The organism is Actinomadura chokoriensis, from assembly GCF_041463665.1.
Taxonomy (GTDB): domain Bacteria; phylum Actinomycetota; class Actinomycetes; order Streptosporangiales; family Streptosporangiaceae; genus Spirillospora; species Spirillospora chokoriensis_A.
Genome location: NZ_JAXCEJ010000014.1, coordinates 168,341 through 183,670, shown reverse-complemented (window position 1 = coordinate 183,670; position 15,330 = coordinate 168,341). Strand labels below are relative to the sequence as shown.

General features: G+C 70.5%; 15 protein-coding genes and 1 riboswitch. Of the genes, 5 read left to right on the top strand and 10 right to left on the bottom strand.

Annotated features, from left to right (window positions below):
• Nucleotides 1-30 precede the first annotated feature (30 nt).
• Both SM418_RS22200 and SM418_RS22195 read left to right on the top strand, forming a co-directional pair.
• Nucleotides 31-2,112, top strand: coding sequence for an RNA degradosome polyphosphate kinase (locus SM418_RS22200; protein ID WP_371943066.1), 2,082 nt, complete (start codon nt 31-33; stop codon nt 2,110-2,112).
• A complete protein-coding gene (locus SM418_RS22195) occupies nt 2,105-2,980 on the top strand; it encodes an NUDIX hydrolase (RefSeq protein ID WP_371943067.1) in 876 nt (291 codons plus the stop codon). Before SM418_RS22200 ends, SM418_RS22195 begins: the two co-directional genes overlap by 8 nt.
• Before the next feature lie 46 nt (nt 2,981-3,026).
• On the opposite strand, the gene SM418_RS22190 is transcribed toward SM418_RS22195, so the two are convergent.
• Nucleotides 3,027-4,517, bottom strand: coding sequence for a CYTH and CHAD domain-containing protein (locus SM418_RS22190; protein ID WP_371943068.1), 1,491 nt, complete (start codon nt 4,515-4,517; stop codon nt 3,027-3,029).
• 152 nt (nt 4,518-4,669) lie between these two features.
• Here SM418_RS22190 and SM418_RS22185 point away from each other — a divergent pair, with 152 nt between their 5' ends.
• Together SM418_RS22185 and SM418_RS22180 are read left to right on the top strand one after the other, a co-directional pair.
• On the top strand, nt 4,670-4,879 hold the full coding sequence (locus tag SM418_RS22185) for a hypothetical protein (protein ID WP_371943069.1): 210 nt from the start codon (nt 4,670-4,672) through the stop codon (nt 4,877-4,879).
• A 23-nt stretch (nt 4,880-4,902) separates the two neighbouring features.
• Entirely contained in the window at nt 4,903-5,211 is a 309-nt protein-coding gene (locus tag SM418_RS22180; RefSeq protein ID WP_371943070.1) for a hypothetical protein, read from the top strand.
• Nucleotides 5,212-5,253: 42 nt separating this feature from the next.
• On the opposite strand, the gene SM418_RS22175 is transcribed toward SM418_RS22180, so the two are convergent.
• The 4 genes from SM418_RS22175 to SM418_RS22160 all read right to left on the bottom strand — a co-directional run bounded on the left by SM418_RS22175 (nt 5,254) and on the right by SM418_RS22160 (nt 9,177).
• Nucleotides 5,254-5,538: a putative quinol monooxygenase gene (locus SM418_RS22175; protein ID WP_371943071.1), complete on the bottom strand. Its 285-nt coding sequence runs from the start codon at nt 5,536-5,538 to the stop codon at nt 5,254-5,256.
• 276 nt (nt 5,539-5,814) lie between these two features.
• The gene (locus SM418_RS22170; RefSeq protein ID WP_371943072.1) at nt 5,815-6,261 is read right to left on the bottom strand and encodes a lamin tail domain-containing protein; all 447 of its coding nucleotides are present in this window, start codon (nt 6,259-6,261) and stop codon (nt 5,815-5,817) included.
• Nucleotides 6,262-6,489: 228 nt separating this feature from the next.
• On the bottom strand, nt 6,490-8,271 hold the full coding sequence (locus SM418_RS22165) for a serine/threonine-protein kinase (RefSeq protein WP_371943073.1): 1,782 nt from the start codon (nt 8,269-8,271) through the stop codon (nt 6,490-6,492).
• Nucleotides 8,272-8,385: 114 nt separating this feature from the next.
• Nucleotides 8,386-9,177: an SDR family NAD(P)-dependent oxidoreductase gene (locus SM418_RS22160; RefSeq protein ID WP_371943074.1), complete on the bottom strand. Its 792-nt coding sequence runs from the start codon at nt 9,175-9,177 to the stop codon at nt 8,386-8,388.
• A gap of 121 nt (nt 9,178-9,298) precedes the next feature.
• Nucleotides 9,299-9,504, top strand: a riboswitch (cobalamin riboswitch).
• Nucleotides 9,505-9,603: 99 nt separating this feature from the next.
• Here SM418_RS22160 and metE point away from each other — a divergent pair.
• Complete coding sequence (gene metE / locus SM418_RS22155; protein WP_371943075.1) at nt 9,604-11,841, top strand: 5-methyltetrahydropteroyltriglutamate--homocysteine S-methyltransferase; 2,238 nt, start codon at nt 9,604-9,606, stop codon at nt 11,839-11,841.
• Between the two features lie 69 nt (nt 11,842-11,910).
• On the opposite strand, the gene SM418_RS22150 is transcribed toward metE, so the two are convergent.
• The 5 genes from SM418_RS22150 to SM418_RS22130 form a co-directional block, all read right to left on the bottom strand.
• Entirely contained in the window at nt 11,911-12,666 is a 756-nt protein-coding gene (locus SM418_RS22150; protein ID WP_371943076.1) for a hypothetical protein, read from the bottom strand.
• Between the two features lie 348 nt (nt 12,667-13,014).
• Nucleotides 13,015-13,212 (bottom strand): DUF397 domain-containing protein, encoded by a 198-nt coding sequence (locus tag SM418_RS22145; RefSeq protein ID WP_371943077.1) that lies wholly within the window; start codon nt 13,210-13,212, stop codon nt 13,015-13,017.
• Between the two features lie 6 nt (nt 13,213-13,218).
• On the bottom strand, nt 13,219-14,061 hold the full coding sequence (locus tag SM418_RS22140) for a helix-turn-helix domain-containing protein (protein ID WP_371943078.1): 843 nt from the start codon (nt 14,059-14,061) through the stop codon (nt 13,219-13,221).
• 125 nt (nt 14,062-14,186) lie between these two features.
• Nucleotides 14,187-14,402, bottom strand: a complete 216-nt coding sequence (locus SM418_RS22135) for a DUF397 domain-containing protein (protein ID WP_371943079.1) — start codon at nt 14,400-14,402, stop codon at nt 14,187-14,189.
• Complete coding sequence (locus SM418_RS22130) at nt 14,399-15,229, bottom strand: SAM-dependent methyltransferase (RefSeq protein ID WP_371943080.1); 831 nt, start codon at nt 15,227-15,229, stop codon at nt 14,399-14,401. Before SM418_RS22130 ends, SM418_RS22135 begins: the two co-directional genes overlap by 4 nt.
• Nucleotides 15,230-15,330: the final 101 nt, after the last annotated feature.

Below are 15,330 nucleotides of genomic sequence, written 5' to 3'. Positions count from 1 at the left end.
CCGTTCATCTTGCTCAGGGAAAATCACGGTATGACCGTCAACCCAGGACAGCTCCCCCAGGCTGAAGCGCTGCCGGACGACCGGTTCCTCGACCGGGAGGAGAGCTGGCTGAGATTCAACCAGCGCGTCCTGGAGCTCGCCGAGGACCCGGCCCTGCCGCTGCTCGAACGCGTCCGGTTCCTGTCGATCTTCTCCAGCAACCTGGACGAGTTCTTCATGGTCCGCGTCGCCGGCCTCGCCCGCCGGATGGCGACCGGGCTGGCCGTCCAGTCCGCGAGCGGCCGGCAGCCCCGCGAGGTGCTGGCGCGCACCGGCGAGGTCGCGCACGGGCTGATGACCCGGCAGGCGTCCTGCTTCCGCAACGGGATCCGGCCCGCGCTCGGCGAGGAGGGCATCGACATCCTGCGCTGGGACGAGCTGGCCGAGACCGAGCAGGAGCGGCTGCGGCGGCTGTTCCGCGACCGGATCTACCCCGTCCTCACCCCGCTCGTCGTCGACTCCGCGCACCCCTTCCCCTACATCTCGGGCCTGTCGCTGAACCTCGCGGTGATCGTCCGCGACCCGGAGACCGACGCGACCATGTTCGCCCGCGTCAAGGTGCCGCCGCTGCTGCCGCGCTTCATCGAGGCGTCCCCCGACCGGTTCACGCCGCTGGAGGACGTCATCGCCGCGCATCTCGGCCAGCTGTTCGTCGGGATGGAGGTCGTCGAGCACCACGCGTTCCGCGTCACCCGCAACCAGGACCTGGAGATCGACGACGACATCAGCGAAGGCCTGCTCCAGGCGCTGGAGCGCGAGCTGCTGCGCCGCCGGTTCGGCCCCGTCGTCCGGCTTGAGGTCGAGGAGTCGATCTCCGACGGCGTGCTGGACCTGCTCACCTCCGAACTCGCGGTGGACGAGGGCCAGATCTACCGCCTCGTCGGGCCGCTCGACCTCGCCGGCCTCGCGTCCATCGCCGACCTCGACCGGCCGGAGCTGAAATACCCCCCTTTCGTGCCGTCGAAGGAGGCGCTGCCCGAGGACGCGAGCATCTTCAGCGCCATCCGTGAACGGGACGTGCTCGTCCACCACCCGTACGACTCGTTCACCACGACCGTCCAGCGGCTGATCGAGGACGCGGCGGCCGACCCGCGCGTCCTCGCGATCAAGCAGACGCTGTACCGGACGAGCGGCGACTCCCCGATCGTGGACGCGCTGATGAGCGCCGCCGAGGCGGGCAAGCAGGTCGTGGTCGTCGTCGAGCTGAAGGCCCGGTTCGACGAGCGCGCCAACATCGCGTGGGCGCGCAAGCTGGAGACGGCCGGCTGCCACGTCGTGTACGGGTTCGTCGGGCTGAAGACGCACTGCAAGCTCGCGCTGATCGTCCGGGAGGACGACGAGGGCCAGCTGCGCCGCTACTGCCACATCGGCACCGGCAACTACCACCCGAAGACCGCCCGCCTCTACGAGGACTTCGGGCTGCTCACCGCCGACCCCGAGGTCGGCGAGGACGTCAGCGCCCTGTTCAACCACCTCACCGGCTACTCGCGGCAGAGCTCCTACCACCGGCTGCTCGTCGCGCCGAACAGCCTGCGATCCGGGCTCGTCCAGCGGATCGAGCACGAGATCGACAACCGGCGGGCCGGGCATCCCGCCCGCGTCCGCATCAAGTGCAACTCGCTCGTCGACGAGGTGATCATCGACGCGCTGTACCGGGCGTCGCGGGCCGGGGTGCCGGTGGACGTCTGGGTGCGCGGCATCTGCGCGCTGCGTCCCGGAGTGCCCGGCCTGTCGGACATGATCCGGGTGCGCAGCGTCCTCGGCCGGTTCCTGGAGCACTCCCGCGTGTTCGCGTTCGAGAACGGCGGCGAGCCCGAGGTGTGGATCGGCAGCGCCGACCTCATGCACCGCAACCTGGACCGCCGCGTCGAGGCCCTCGTCACCGTCACCGACCGCGCGCAGCGCGACGACCTGCTGTCCCTGCTCGACCGCGCCATGGACCCCGGCACCCACGCGTGGGCGCTCGCCGGCGACGGCACGTGGACCCGGGCCCGGCCCCGTCCCGGCGAGACGCTGCAGGACATCCAGACCCACCTCGTCAAGAGCCGCCGGTGGAGGACGATCGATGGCTGAAGTCGTCCACGCGGCCGGCGCGCTGCTGTGGCGGGACGGCCCGGAGTTCGCGCTGATCCACCGTCCCCGCTACGACGACTGGTCGTTCCCCAAGGGCAAGGTCGACCCGGGCGAGCACGTGCTCCGCGCCGCCGTCCGCGAGATCGAGGAGGAGACGGGCATCGTCGCCCGCCTCGGCCACCGCCTCCCGACCAGCACGTATCCGGTCGGGGAGCGGACGAAGCACGTCGACTACTGGGCGGCCAGACCGGTCGCCTTCAGCGCGTTCACGCCCAACCACGAGGTGGACGAGCTGGTCTGGCTGCCGGCCGCCGAGGCGGAGGAACGGCTCAGCTACGGGCACGACGTCGACCTGCTCCACGAGTTCCTGCGCGGCCCCTCGCGGACATCGCCGCTGGTGATCCTGCGGCACGCCTCCGCCGGGAAGAAGCACGAGTGGCGGGACGCCGACGAACTCCGCCCGCTGGACGCAACAGGCCGCCGCGAGGCCGCCGCCCTCGCCGGTCTCCTGCACTCCTACGGCTTCCTCCAGGTGATCAGCTCGGCGACGGCCCGCTGCCTGGAGACCGTCCTGCCGTACGCGCGCTTCGCCCGGACGTCCATCGGAACAGACGCGGCGTTCACCGTCGGCGACACCGGCCCGGAACGTGCCATGGAGCGGCTGCTCTCCCTGAACGGCGCCCCGACGATCGTGTGCACGCACGGCGAGATCGTGTCAGCACTCGTCACCGGCCTGTGCAGGGAACTCGGCGAGAAGGTGCCGGACGACCCGAGCCTCCACAAGTCGGAATTCTGGGTCGCTCACCTCGCCGAAGACTCGCTGGCGTCCCTGGAACGGCACAGTCCCCTGGAACGGCACAGTCCATGAGAACGGCACAGCCCTCAGCCGCGCGATCCGTGAAACGGCACAGCCCTCAGAACGACGGCCCGAGCGTCCGCGACCAGGTGGTCGCCAGCTGGTCGCGGGCCCTCTCGGCCTCGCATTTCTCCTTGCCGTAAAGGACGCCGAGCGTGAACGCCTCCGCCGGGACGCGGGTGCGTTTCGCGGCCTCGGCGAGATGCTCCATGGCGATGACGCCGTCCTGGTAGCCGCCGAGGACCCCCTGGATGCGCTTGGCGTCCTCGACCACCCGCTTCGCCGCAACGCCCAGCACCGGGACCGCCAGTTCCGCCGCGTACCGGGCGCGCTTGGCCTCCTTGCGGGTCTCGTGGCGCGCGGTGTCGGGGTCGGCGGCCGTCTTGATCGACGCGTACTCCCCGGCCATCCGGTCCCACGCCTTCGTGACGAGACCGGGCAGTTCCTTGCGGGCCTTCTTGCCCGCCTCGGCGTTCAGCGGCGGGTCGGCGATCAGCCTGTCGAGTTCGTCGAGCAGCTCGAAGTACCTCGGCTCCTTCAGGCAGGCGTTCAGCCGCCGGTACGCGGCCCGCTCCTGCCTCTCCAGATCGTCCAGCAGGAAATCGGGCGCGCCCTGGAAACGCATGCGCAGCACCTCGCGGTCGCGCACCTCGCCCAGTTCCTGGGCCAGCCACCGCAGTTCCGGGCCGAGCGGCCTGGTCCGCCCGGTGTCCACGACGGAACGGTAGCTGCGCAGCGCGCTCCGCGTCCGGCGGACGGAGACCCGCATCTTGTGGACGGCGTCGTGTTCGCCCAGCCGCGCCTTCGGGTCGAAGTGCACGATGGCCTCGACCTGCTCGGCGAGGTAGGCCAGGACGACCTCGCCGGTCGTGAGGGCGGGCGCCTTCCCGTTGCCGGTGGCCGCCGCGATCCGCGACCTGGCCGCGGACCGCGCCGCCGCGGCCTGCGACGGCACCACGGCGTCCCCGAGGAGCCGCCCGAGCTTGGACGACGACTTGGCCTTCTTCGCGCCGCTCTTGCGGAGCCGCTTGCCCGCCGCCTTCAGCAGCTCCGGGGTCCCGGTCCCGAGCTCGACCTCGATCTCCCGCCACCGCTCGGGCTCGGCGTCCAGGCCCCGCCCGGTCACGAGGTCGTCGGCGACCTCCGCCAGTTCGGCGCCGTCGGCCGCGAACAGCCGGACCACCGTCCGCGTGGTCTGCAGCGTCGCGACCGGGCGCAGCTCGGCCCCCCGCGTGTGGACCGCGACGAGCCCCGCGAGCCGCGCCGGGACGACCAGCGGCCGGCCGAGCGGCGCCCGCAGCTCCTGCTTGCCGTCCGGCCCGGCCGGCATCTTCAGATGCCAGCCCGCGTCCGTCCCGCCCCGCCTGCGCCGCAGCGTGATCCCGTTGGCGGCGAGCCGCAGATCCGCGGTGTCGAAATAGGTGGCGTGCAGCTCGTGGACCTCCGGCTCCCCGAGCGCCGCGACGCCCGGCAGGCCGTCCAGCCCCGGCAGGACGAAGTCGGCGGCGGCATCGTACTTCTGCTCGATTTCGAGATGCCTCTCGGCCACGCTCTGCTCCTCAAGGACGTTCGATGACCAACCCGCACACCCAGGTGACAAGCATTTCACGCCCGGGTGAATACCGGTGAAATTCTTTACTCGCGACAGACCCGGCATACGTGCATGCCGGGACGCCGCGCCGGCCACGGAGGCGGGCCGCGATGAAGGTGCACGCCCGGGAGCAGATGAAGCCGGCCCGCCGCGGCTCGCGGTTCCGCATCGCCCCGCGCCGCATCCAGGCTCGGCGCGAGGTGAACGGACTCCCCGACCGCGACCCGATGCGCGACGGCGCCGCCGGCCGACCTGACCGCTTTCAGCCAGCGGACGATCGGGAGGAACCCGCCGGGCAGACGATGCATCAATATCCCTGACATCGTCCGACCTGGGGGTTTTTGTGAAGCGTGCAGTCCCGGTTCTCTCCGTTCTGGCGGTCGGCGGCGTCCTGCTGCTCAGCGGATGCCAGAGCAACACGCAGCGCTGCACCAACGGCAAGTGCCACGTGACCGTGACCGGCGCCGGACAGACCGTCGAGGTCAACGACGTCGACGTCACGGTCTCGCAGATCTCCGACCGGGGGATGACGGTGTCGGCGGGCGGGTCCGCACCGGCCACGATCGCGAACGGGGAGCGTTCCCAGGTGGGCCCGGTCACGATCAAGGTGACGTCGATCGACGGCCAGAAGGTCAAGTTCGACCTGGAGTGAACCCCGGGGCCAGGGAAGCGAGCGCGCTCCTCTGGCCCGTGGCTAAGGGGCCTCGACCCCCGAAACCAGGTACCTCATCACCTCGGCGTGGCGGATCCGGGCCGCCTGCCCGGGCTCCGGCCCAGCGCCGCGGAAGCGCTCCACGTCCTCGCCGCTCTCCCACCGCTCGTACACGTTGATCCGGTCAGGCTCGACCAGGTCGGCCGACAGGGCGAAATCGAGACACCCGGCCGCGCCCCGCGCCAGTTCGACGACCTCCCGGCACCCCGCCAGATAGGCGTCCCTGTCCCCGGGCTCCAGATAGAGCCTCCCCGAAATGATGATCACCTGACCGCCTCCTCCGCTCCGCGTCATTCGCAAGTCTGGCGGGCCACCCCGACAAAAGAACGACCGACGGCCGACGCGGCCCACCGGCGCCCGCCTCCCGGCCGACGAGGGACGTCACGTGAACGCCTGCGCCGGTACGGCGGCGACAAGTGGGCGGACCGCCTGGTGACCTCCTAAGAGAGCGGCGGCGGTACCGGCGGCTATCCGTCGAGCAGGTCGGTGCGGGTCCCGCGGCTCGGCTCTTCCTGTGGAGGCCGAGCCGCGGGCACCGAGGGGTCAGCAGTACTTCGAGGAGCCCGTCCTTCCCCAGGAGCATTTGTCCGCCAGGCGGCCGCTGGGGTAGAGCAGGTACGCGGTGTCGCCGGTGTTGTTCCAGACGTACCAGGTCTTTCCCCAATGGCGGTGGGTGGCGGTATTGCTCCCCTTGCCCGTGTGAATGTAGACCGACTTCCGGCCCTTGATCGTGTAAGAGCCGAAGGTGTAGGTGTAGCCGGTCTTGTCGCGGAGCTTGACGCCCTTGAGATTCTTGGACGAGCGGGACGTGTTGAACAGCTGCACCCATTCGGCGTTCAGCGACTTGTTGGACCCCGTGTCGCTGCCCGGCGAGTCGTAGTACACCCGGTAGATCTGCACCGGGCTCGCGGCCTCGGCCGGCGCCGCGAGCACCACCCCGGCTCCCGCCACCGCGATCGCGGCGGCCCCCGTGACGAGAAGCTTCCTCACCGTGTGAATCCCTTCTGATCGAACGAATCCCTAGATGTATCGGTATTCGCGCATCCGTGGGGGTTCCTGGCCGACTCCGGGTGCACTGTCAACCGTGCCCGCTCACCCCGCGTCCTATGTATCGCGTTCTCGCAGGTCATCCGGGAAAACACGGAGTCCGGACGGCCCCCGTCCACAGAGGGGCCGCGCCGTGGACGGCGCGGCGACCCTCTCCACGGGACGGTTCGATCAGACGACGCGGGCGCAGAGGACGCCCTCGCGGAAGTCGTCCCATCTCAGGGAGCCGTCCGGGCAGGTGCTCTCGTAATAGCCGGTGAATTGAAGGATGTAGTTGAATCCTCGTGGGACGGTGTTCTTGTTACATGACCACGAAGTCATCAGGCCGTGCCCGGTAATGGCGACCTTGCCTTTCGCGCTCCCGTTCTTGCCCAGGAAGCATTCGCCCTCCCTGAACTGCCGCCGCAGGCAGAGATAGATACGCTCCCCGTCGTTCGTGGGGGAACTCCACCATGATTCCCCGTCGAGCGCCTCGGAAGAGCATGCGCTGGCCGATGACCTTATCCCGGTCACCTGCACGTACGCGTCGCTGCGGCCGCAGGCGACCGCGTTCGGCATGTCCTCGCTCCATTCGCTGGCGTCGTAGGGGTCCTCGTACGCGTCCAGGCAGTCATTGACCGTGATCTCGTCGAACGCCTCCCAGGTCGGGTCCGGCGTCGGCGTGGGGGTGTACTCCGTGTCACTCGGGCTGGGCGTCCACCGCGAGGACGGGGACCAGGACGAGGACGGCGTCGAATTGCCGCTGACGTTGCTCGGCGTTCCGGAATCGTCGTGCTTGGCGGCGAAGATGATGAGCAGCACGACCGCCAGGACCCCGATGACCCCGGCCACGCTCCCGCCGTTCTGCTTCGCCGGCGGCTTGGGCTGCCCGGGAGGCTGCCCCTGCGGCGTCCGCTGCGGTGGACCCTGCGGCGGCCGTGGCGGGCCCTGCTGCTGCCCCTGCTGCTTGCCCTGCTGCTTGTCCTGCGGCGGTCGTTGCTTCGCGCCACCCGGCGGCGGCTGCTTCGCCTGCTGGCGTGGCGGACGCCGGTCGCGCGGAGGACGCTCCCCCGTGTCGGCCTTTCCGGCGAAGACCTCGGTCTCCGCCACCCGCGTGGCGATCATCGTGGTGAACCGGTCCGGCAGGGTCATCCCCTCGTCCACGGCCAGCGCGGAGCAGCGGTCCAGGAAGTCCCCGGTCGGGGGACGGTCGTCCGGGTCCTTCTCCAGGCCCGCCGCGATCATCCCGAGCAGTGCCGCCGGGACGCGGGTCAGGTCCGGCTGCTCGTGGCGGACGCGGTAGCCGAGGGCGTCGGGCGGCCCCTCCCCGAAGGGGTGGCGGCCGGTGGCCGCGAAGGTCAGCACGCCGGCCAGGCAGAACACGTCGCTCGGCGGTCCGATCTCGCCGCCGAGGTACTGTTCGGGCGACATGTACCCGGGCGTGCCCACCAGGGTCAGGCTCTGGGACGTGGAGTCCAGCGCACGCGCGATGCCGAAGTCGATGATCCGCGGACCGTCGTGGGCCAGCAGGACGTTCCCCGGTTTGAGGTCCCGGTGGATCACGTTCTGCTCATGGACGGCCCGCAGCCCTTCGGCGAGACCGGCGCCGAGCGCGGCCACCGACACCTCGGGCAGCGGACCGTTCTCGTCGACGGCGTCCTGCAGCGTCGGCCCCGCGATGTACTCCGTCACCAGCCACGGCTGGTCGGCGTCGGCGTCGGCGTCCACCACCTGCGCCGTGTAGAAGCCGCCGATGCGGCGCGCCGCCGCGACCTCTTTCGCGAACCGGCGCCGGAACGACGCGTTGTCGGCGAAATGCGGATGGATAATCTTGACCGCGACCAATCGCCGGCCCCGCGAGCGGCCCAGATAGACTTGCCCCATCCCGCCGGCTCCCAGCCGCGCCAGCAGCCGGTACGGACCGACCCGCGCTGGATCACCGGCCCTGAGCGCCTTGAGTCCTGCGCCGGACATATCACCTGCCTCACGTCAGCTGAACACAGTTGTCTATCTGGTCGCAGCGTAGCGAGAGTGATCGTTTCGATCTGCGTCCTTGGACTCACTCGTCGATCGACGCTCCGGAGGAGCTCAGGCCTCCTCGGGGTCGCGGCCCACGGCATGGCGGCCGCCGTCGACGGGGACGACGGCTCCGTTGACGAAGCTCGCCCCGTCCGAGAGCAGGTAGGCGACGGCTGCGGCCACCTCGTCCGGACGTCCCACCCGGCCCAGCGGGTGGAGCAGGCGCATCTCGTTCGCCACTCGCGCGGCTTTGGCAGGCTCCTGGCTTTCCAGAAAGCTCTCGTAGCGTTCGGTTGTGATCGAGCCGAGCGCGACGACGTTCGTGCGGATTCCGTAGGGGCCGTAGTCGACCGCCAGCGCCCGGCTGAAGCCCTCGGTCGCCGCCTTCGCCGTCGCATAGGGCAGCGAGCCCCGCACCGGACGCTGTGCCTGGTGGGACGAGACGTTGACGATCGCGCCGCCCGTCCCGGCGTCCAGAAAACGGCGCACGGCGGTCACGCTGCCGACGACAGCGGGGTCGAAGTTGAGCGCGACGAGATCCAGGACCTCGCGGGCGGACGGGTTCGGGACGTCCCGGAAAATGGCGGCATTGTTGACCCAGCCGGTGAGCGTCCCGGCTTCTTGCGCCAGATCGGCCGCGCGCTCGGCGACATCCTCTTCGGCAGCGCTACCGACAATCGGAGCGACGTCCGGAAGGCCCTCCGCCCATGCGACCGCCGCCGGATCGAGTTCGATCACGACGACCCTGCCTCCATCGGCGAGCAGACGTTCGACGATCGCACGGCCCACGCCTCGCCCTCCTCCGGTCACCACATAGGACCGACTCACGGCACACCCTCCTGTCGACGGCTTCCCACTCATCGTGGCGCGTCCGGAGATCTCGGATTCCCGGCCGATCCGGATTACTCCACATCAGCTCAGTGCAGTGTGTCCTGATCGTCCCCGGGTTCCACCGCTTCGCCCCCGCCGGACCGCCGCCCGGTAGACTCGCGGTTGCGGACGGTTCACTCGTTTCGAGTGTCGTAAGAGGGAACCCGGTGCGAATCCGGGACTGCCCCGCAGCGGTGAGCGGGAACGACCGCCGTCATCACGCACTGGGCCACCGGCCTGGGAAGCGACGGCCAGTAGGACGCCTCGGACGAGGCGACGCCCGCGAGTCCGAAGACCTGCCTCCGCCCGCGCGCCGGCCGGTGCGCGGTGGTCCGCGGCCTCGTGGGACGGCCGGTGACACGGCTTCGCCGTGCGCCCTCCCACGGGTCCGCCCGTGGCACAGCGAGGGAAGCCGCCATGAACACGACAATCCTCGGATACCCCCGAATCGGGGCAGGCCGGGAGCTGAAGTTCGCCACCGAGGACTACTGGGGCGGACGCGCCGACGCGGACGCGCTCGCCGAGACGGGCGCCGAACTCCGTGCCAGGGTCTGGACGGCGCTGCGCGACGCGGGGATCGACGCCGTCCCGTCCAACACGTTCTCGTTCTACGACCAGATGCTCGACACCAGCGTCCTGGTCGACGCCGTCCCCGACCGCTACCGGCAGCTGACCGGCTTCGACCGGTACTTCGCCATGGCGCGCGGCGTGCAGGACGTCCCGCCGCTCGAGATGACCAAGTGGTTCGACACCAACTACCACTACATCGTCCCGGAGCTGGGTCCGGGCACCCGGTTCCGGCTGGCGGACGGGGCGGCGGCCAAGCCGCTGGCCGAGTACCGGGAGGCGAAGGCGCTCGGCATCGACACGCGCCCCGTGCTCGTCGGGCCGCTCACGTATCTGCTTCTCGCGAAGCCGGCGGAGGACGGCTTCCGTCCGCTCGACCTGCTGGACGGCCTCGTCGACGTGTACGCCGAAGTCCTGGAGCGGCTCGCCGGGTCGGGCGCGCGGTGGGTGCAGCTGGACGAGCCCGTCCTCGTCGCCGACCGGAGCGAGGAGGAGATCGACGCTCTGGCCCGCGCCTACGCCCGTCTCGGGCAGCTCACCAGCAGGCCGCACCTGATGGTCGCCACGTATTTCGGCACGATCGGCGCGGACGCGCTGCGCGTCCTGGCCCGCAGCCGTGTCGAGGCCGTCGGTCTCGATTTCGTCGCCGGCCCTGGCAACGTGGACGTGCTCGCGTCGGTCGGCGGGCTGCCGCGCAAGACGCTCGTGGCGGGCGTGGTCGACGGCCGGAATGTCTGGCGCACCGATTCACGCAAGGCCCTGGCCACCTGCGCGTCCGTGCTCGGCCTCGTCGACCGGGTCGTGGTGAGCACGTCCTGCTCGCTGATGCACGTCCCGATCGACCTGGACGCCGAGACGACGCTCGACCCGGGTGTGAAGGGACGGCTCGCGTTCGCCCGCCAGAAGGTCGCCGAAGTCGTCGCGCTCGGACGGGCGCTCAGCGAGGACGCCCCGATCCCGGACGGAGCGCCCCTCCCCGAAGCCGGCGTCGACCGGGCCGTCCGTGAGCGCCTCGGGTCCTTCGGCGACACGCGCCGGGGCGACCGCGCCGCCAGGTTCGCCGCGCAACGGGACGCGCTCGGCCTGCCCGAACTGGCGACGACCACGATCGGCTCGTTCCCGCAGACCCCCGAGATCCGCCGGGCCCGCGCCGACCGACGCGCCGGACGCATCACCGGCGACGCGTACGTCACGGCCATGAAGGACGAGATCGCCCGCGTCATCGCGCTCCAGGAGGACCTCGGCCTGGACGTCCTCGTGCACGGCGAACCCGAACGCAACGACATGGTGCAGTACTTCGCCGAGCAGCTCGACGGCTACGCGGCGACCGACCACGGGTGGGTGCAGTCGTACGGGTCGCGGTACGTCCGCCCGCCGATCCTGCACAGCGACGTCGCGCGGCCCCGTCCGATGACCGTCGACTGGGCGACGTACGCGCAGTCGCTGACCGGCAAGCCCGTCAAGGGGATGCTGACCGGCCCGGTCACGATGCTCGCCTGGTCGTTCGTCCGCGACGACCAGCCGCTCGCCGAGACCGCCCGCCAGGTCGCGCTCGCCCTCCGGGACGAGATCGCCGACCTGGAGGCCGCCGGCATCCGCGTCATCCAGGTGGACGAGCCCGCCCTGCGCGAACTGCTCCCGCTGAGGACCGCCGACCGTCCCGCCTACCTCGACTGGGCGATCGGCGCGTTCCGGCTGGCCACGTCGGGCGTCAAGGACACCACCCAGATCCACACCCATATGTGCTACTCGGAGTTCGGCGAGATCATCGGCGCGATCGGGGCGCTGGACGCCGACGTCACCAGCGTCGAGGCGGCCCGCTCGCACATGGAGCTGGTCGGCGACCTGCGCGCCGCCGGCTACGAGAACGGGATCGGGCCCGGCGTGTACGACATCCACTCGCCGCGCGTCCCGGCCGCCGAGGAGATCGAGGAGAACCTGCGCCGCGCGCTGCGGGCCGTCGAGCCGGGACGGCTGTGGGTCAATCCCGACTGCGGGTTGAAGACCCGCGCCTACCCCGAGACGGAGGCGTCGCTGCGCAACCTGGTCACGGCCGCCCGCCGCGTCCGCGAACGGCCGGCCGGCTGACCCCCGCCGCCGCATGGCCCGCCCCCACCCCGGGCCATGCGGCGGCCGATCAGGCGGCCGGAACCGGCCTCACTCGTTCATCGACTCCCACAGCTCGACGAGCTGCTCGCACACCTCGGTGATCTCGGCGATCGGCAGCTTGCCCGCCTCGCCCGTCCGGGCGCGCCAGCGGAACGTCGCCGACTCGCACCAGACCGTCAGGTCGCCGTGCCCGGACAGGACGGAGACGCCGAGTTCGTCGATCGGCGTGAGACCGTCGATGCCGCGCTGGACGAGCAGGCCGTGCAGGTCTTTCGTGGCGTGCGGCTCGCCCGTCCGCCAGGCGTGCCGGTGGCGGCGCACGGCGCGCGGCAGGGGCAGCGCGAACCAGGTCGCCTTCCCCCGGACGGCCGGCGTCCGCAGCCGCGACCGGGACGGATGGTGCCCCCACCGGCCCTGGGTCAGCAGTTCGATGATCTCCAGCCCGCGGCCGCATTCGACCATCGGGCCGGCCGGCGCCCGCGGGCGCCATTCGCGCAGCGTGTCGAAGGCCTTGACGACCAGTTCGTCCCGGCCCCGGCCGTCCGTGCGCTGGTAGACCCACAGTTCGGCCCCGGCCTCGCCGACGCCGGGCACCGCGTGCTGCAGGACGTTGGTGGCCAGCTCGCTGACCATGAGGGTGATGTCGTCGACGTCCTGGACGGAGAGCCCGAGTGCGGGGAGCAGGCCGGTGACGTGCGCGCGCGCCACCCGCGCGATCGTCTCGTCGGTGGGCAGCGGGAGGGCGGCGCAGCCGCCGTTCTCCAGCCTCCAGGGAATCCCGCAGGTCGCTGCGGCCTTCGTCATGACGCCCACCTCGGGGGTTAACGGAGACATTCGCGATTCGGACATTCGCGACCTGGCCCTCCACGGTTCGCGACTCGCTATGTGTGAATCACAGAACCCAGCTTCGCACATTTCCGCCCTCCTGGCGCGGAACATCGCAAGGATCATGCGGCCGGTATTGAGATGTTCACCAAATACGGCTGAAAGCGCCCAAACTACCTCGCCAGGAGGTATAAGAAACGTGTACCGGAGGACCCGGGACGGCCGCCGCAGGCCCCTGTAGCGTGGACGGCGCCTGAGAGAGGGCCGCACACAAGAAGGATCCCCCAGGGGTGCAGCCCTGGGGGATCCTGTGTGCGGCCCGGTCAGTCAGCGGTCGAACCTGCCGGCCCGCACGTCTTCGAGGAACGAGGCGAAGACCGAACGGGGCACCACGTGCGCCCCGGCCTCCGGCGTCCTGCTGTCGCGCAGCCCCGTGGCCGTCTCGAGGTCGGCGACCTCGACGCACCCCCCGTTGCTGCTCGCACTCGCGGTGGCCTTGAACCACCGTGCCTGAGAGAGGTCCATGAGTTCTTACTCCAGCGTCGCGATGAGTTTCTCCAGGTGGGCCGCGGTGTCGGCGGCACTCAGCGCTGCCGCGCGGATCTCTTCGAAGCTCTCGCCATACGCCTCCACTTTGCCGGGGTCATCGATCTCCTGGATGTCGGCGTCGTTCTCGAGAAAGACCATGGACGGCTCCCCGCCGGGGAACTGGAAGATGTTGACCAGCGTCGACATGCCGGGATGCAGGCCGTCCGACAGGCGCAGCAGCCGCAGTTCGACGTTCTGCCGGGCGGACATGCTCAGCAGGTGGCGCAGCTGCGCGCGCCGCTCGCCCGGAGCGCCCCACTCGTACATCAGGGACGCCTCGGTGATCACCGCGGACACTTCCGGCTCGGTCCCGTCGCCGCGGTCGAGGATCTGCTGCTTGCGCAGCCGGGCCCGCAGCGCCTGCTCCCGCCACTCCGGCGTCCGCGTCCCGGACGTGAGCAGCGCCTGCATGTACGGCAGGGTCTGCAGGAGCCCGGGGATGACCAGCGGCATGACCACCCGGATGCTGGACGCGTCCCCCTCGTAACCGGGGAACTCGTTGTCGAACACATCCGGGTAGTCACGCCACCAGGCCCGCTGCCGGGCGCGCGTCGCCAGTTCCTCGAGCTCGTCGAGGTCACTGCCCTCGTAGATGCGCGCCAGGTCGCGGATGTCACTGAGTTCGGGACGAACCCAGTTGTTGGCCTCGAACCGGCCGACCTTGCCCCTTCCCCAGTTCAGCCGGTCGCAGACCTGGTTGGCCGTGTATCCGGCCTCGACGCGCAGATCCCGCAGGCGGCGCGCCAGCCCCCGCTTGGCGATGGTGGCGCCGTAGGCCTCGTTCATCGGCGCCACCTCCCTTGACATACGGCCGACATCAGCATACGCCTTCCGAATTTGTGAATCACAGATTTGGCCGGATGAGGAAGCGCTTCACGAATTGCGTCAGTGGACGGTGTCACGGCGCGGCCTCACGATGCGGCCCGGTCGAACTCGCCCTTCTTCGCGCCGTCCAGAAAGCAGGCCCACTCGTGCTCGTCGAAGACCGAGATGAGCTCGCCGGACGTGCGCAGCAGCGTCCACTCGCCGACGAAGGCGACCTCGATCGCGCCCTCGTCACTCTCCGAGCGCAGCCAGCCGAGGGCGTCCGGCTCGACGCCCAGTTCCGCCGTGGTCGGCTTCCTCATTCTGGTTTCCTCGCCACAGCGCAGTACCCCCACCGCGACCCATCACTATCGGCCGCGTCAGGGTCTTCGGCGCCCCACTCCCCGAAGTAGCACACCTCCGCCGCCGCCCCCTCGTACGGCGGGACGATCTCCAGGCCGGTGAAGTAGCGCTCGATCTCCGCGCGGCTCCGGGGGTAGCCGCCGCGGGACGACGACCTCGCGAGGACGCCCTTGATGTCGTCGATCCGCCCCTCGACCTGGCGGTCGCTGGTGACGGCGGACAGGGCCAGGTAGCTGCCCGGCGTCAGCCGGCTCATGTACTCGCGGACGAGACCCCAGGGGTCCTCCTCCTCCGACACGAAGTGGGTCACCGTCACCAGGAGCAGGGCCACCGGCTGGGTGAAGTCGATCGTCGCGAGGGTCCTCTCGTCCCCGAGCAGCCCGTCCGGATCGCGGAAGTCCGCCGTGATGACCGCCGTGCCCGAAACGCCCTCCAGCAGGGTCTTCGCATGGATCTCGACCAGCGGGTCGTAGTCGGCGTACAGGACGCGCGCGTCGGGGGCGACCGCCTGCGCCGCGTCGTGCGTGTTGTTCCCCGTCGGCAGGCCCGCGCCGATGTCGATGAACTGCCGGATGCCGCGCTCGGCCAGCCACCGCACCGAGCGCTGCAGGAAACCGCGGTTGGCCCAGGCGGTGTCCACCATGTCGGGCATCGCCTTGCGGAGCTGCTCCGCGGCCTCGCGGTCCACCTTGTAGTTCGCCGTGCCGCCGAGCATGTAGTCGTACATTCGAGCCGGACTGGGGACGGTTATGTCCACCCCGGGTGGAGCCTGCTCGATGTCGCTCATCGTTTGGCCTCCGTAGCCGCGAATTGTGATGTCCGAATTATGAAGCAACTGTCCGCCCGACGCGATGGCCCGCCTTGGGGCGTGTATGCGCCCGTTCAGGG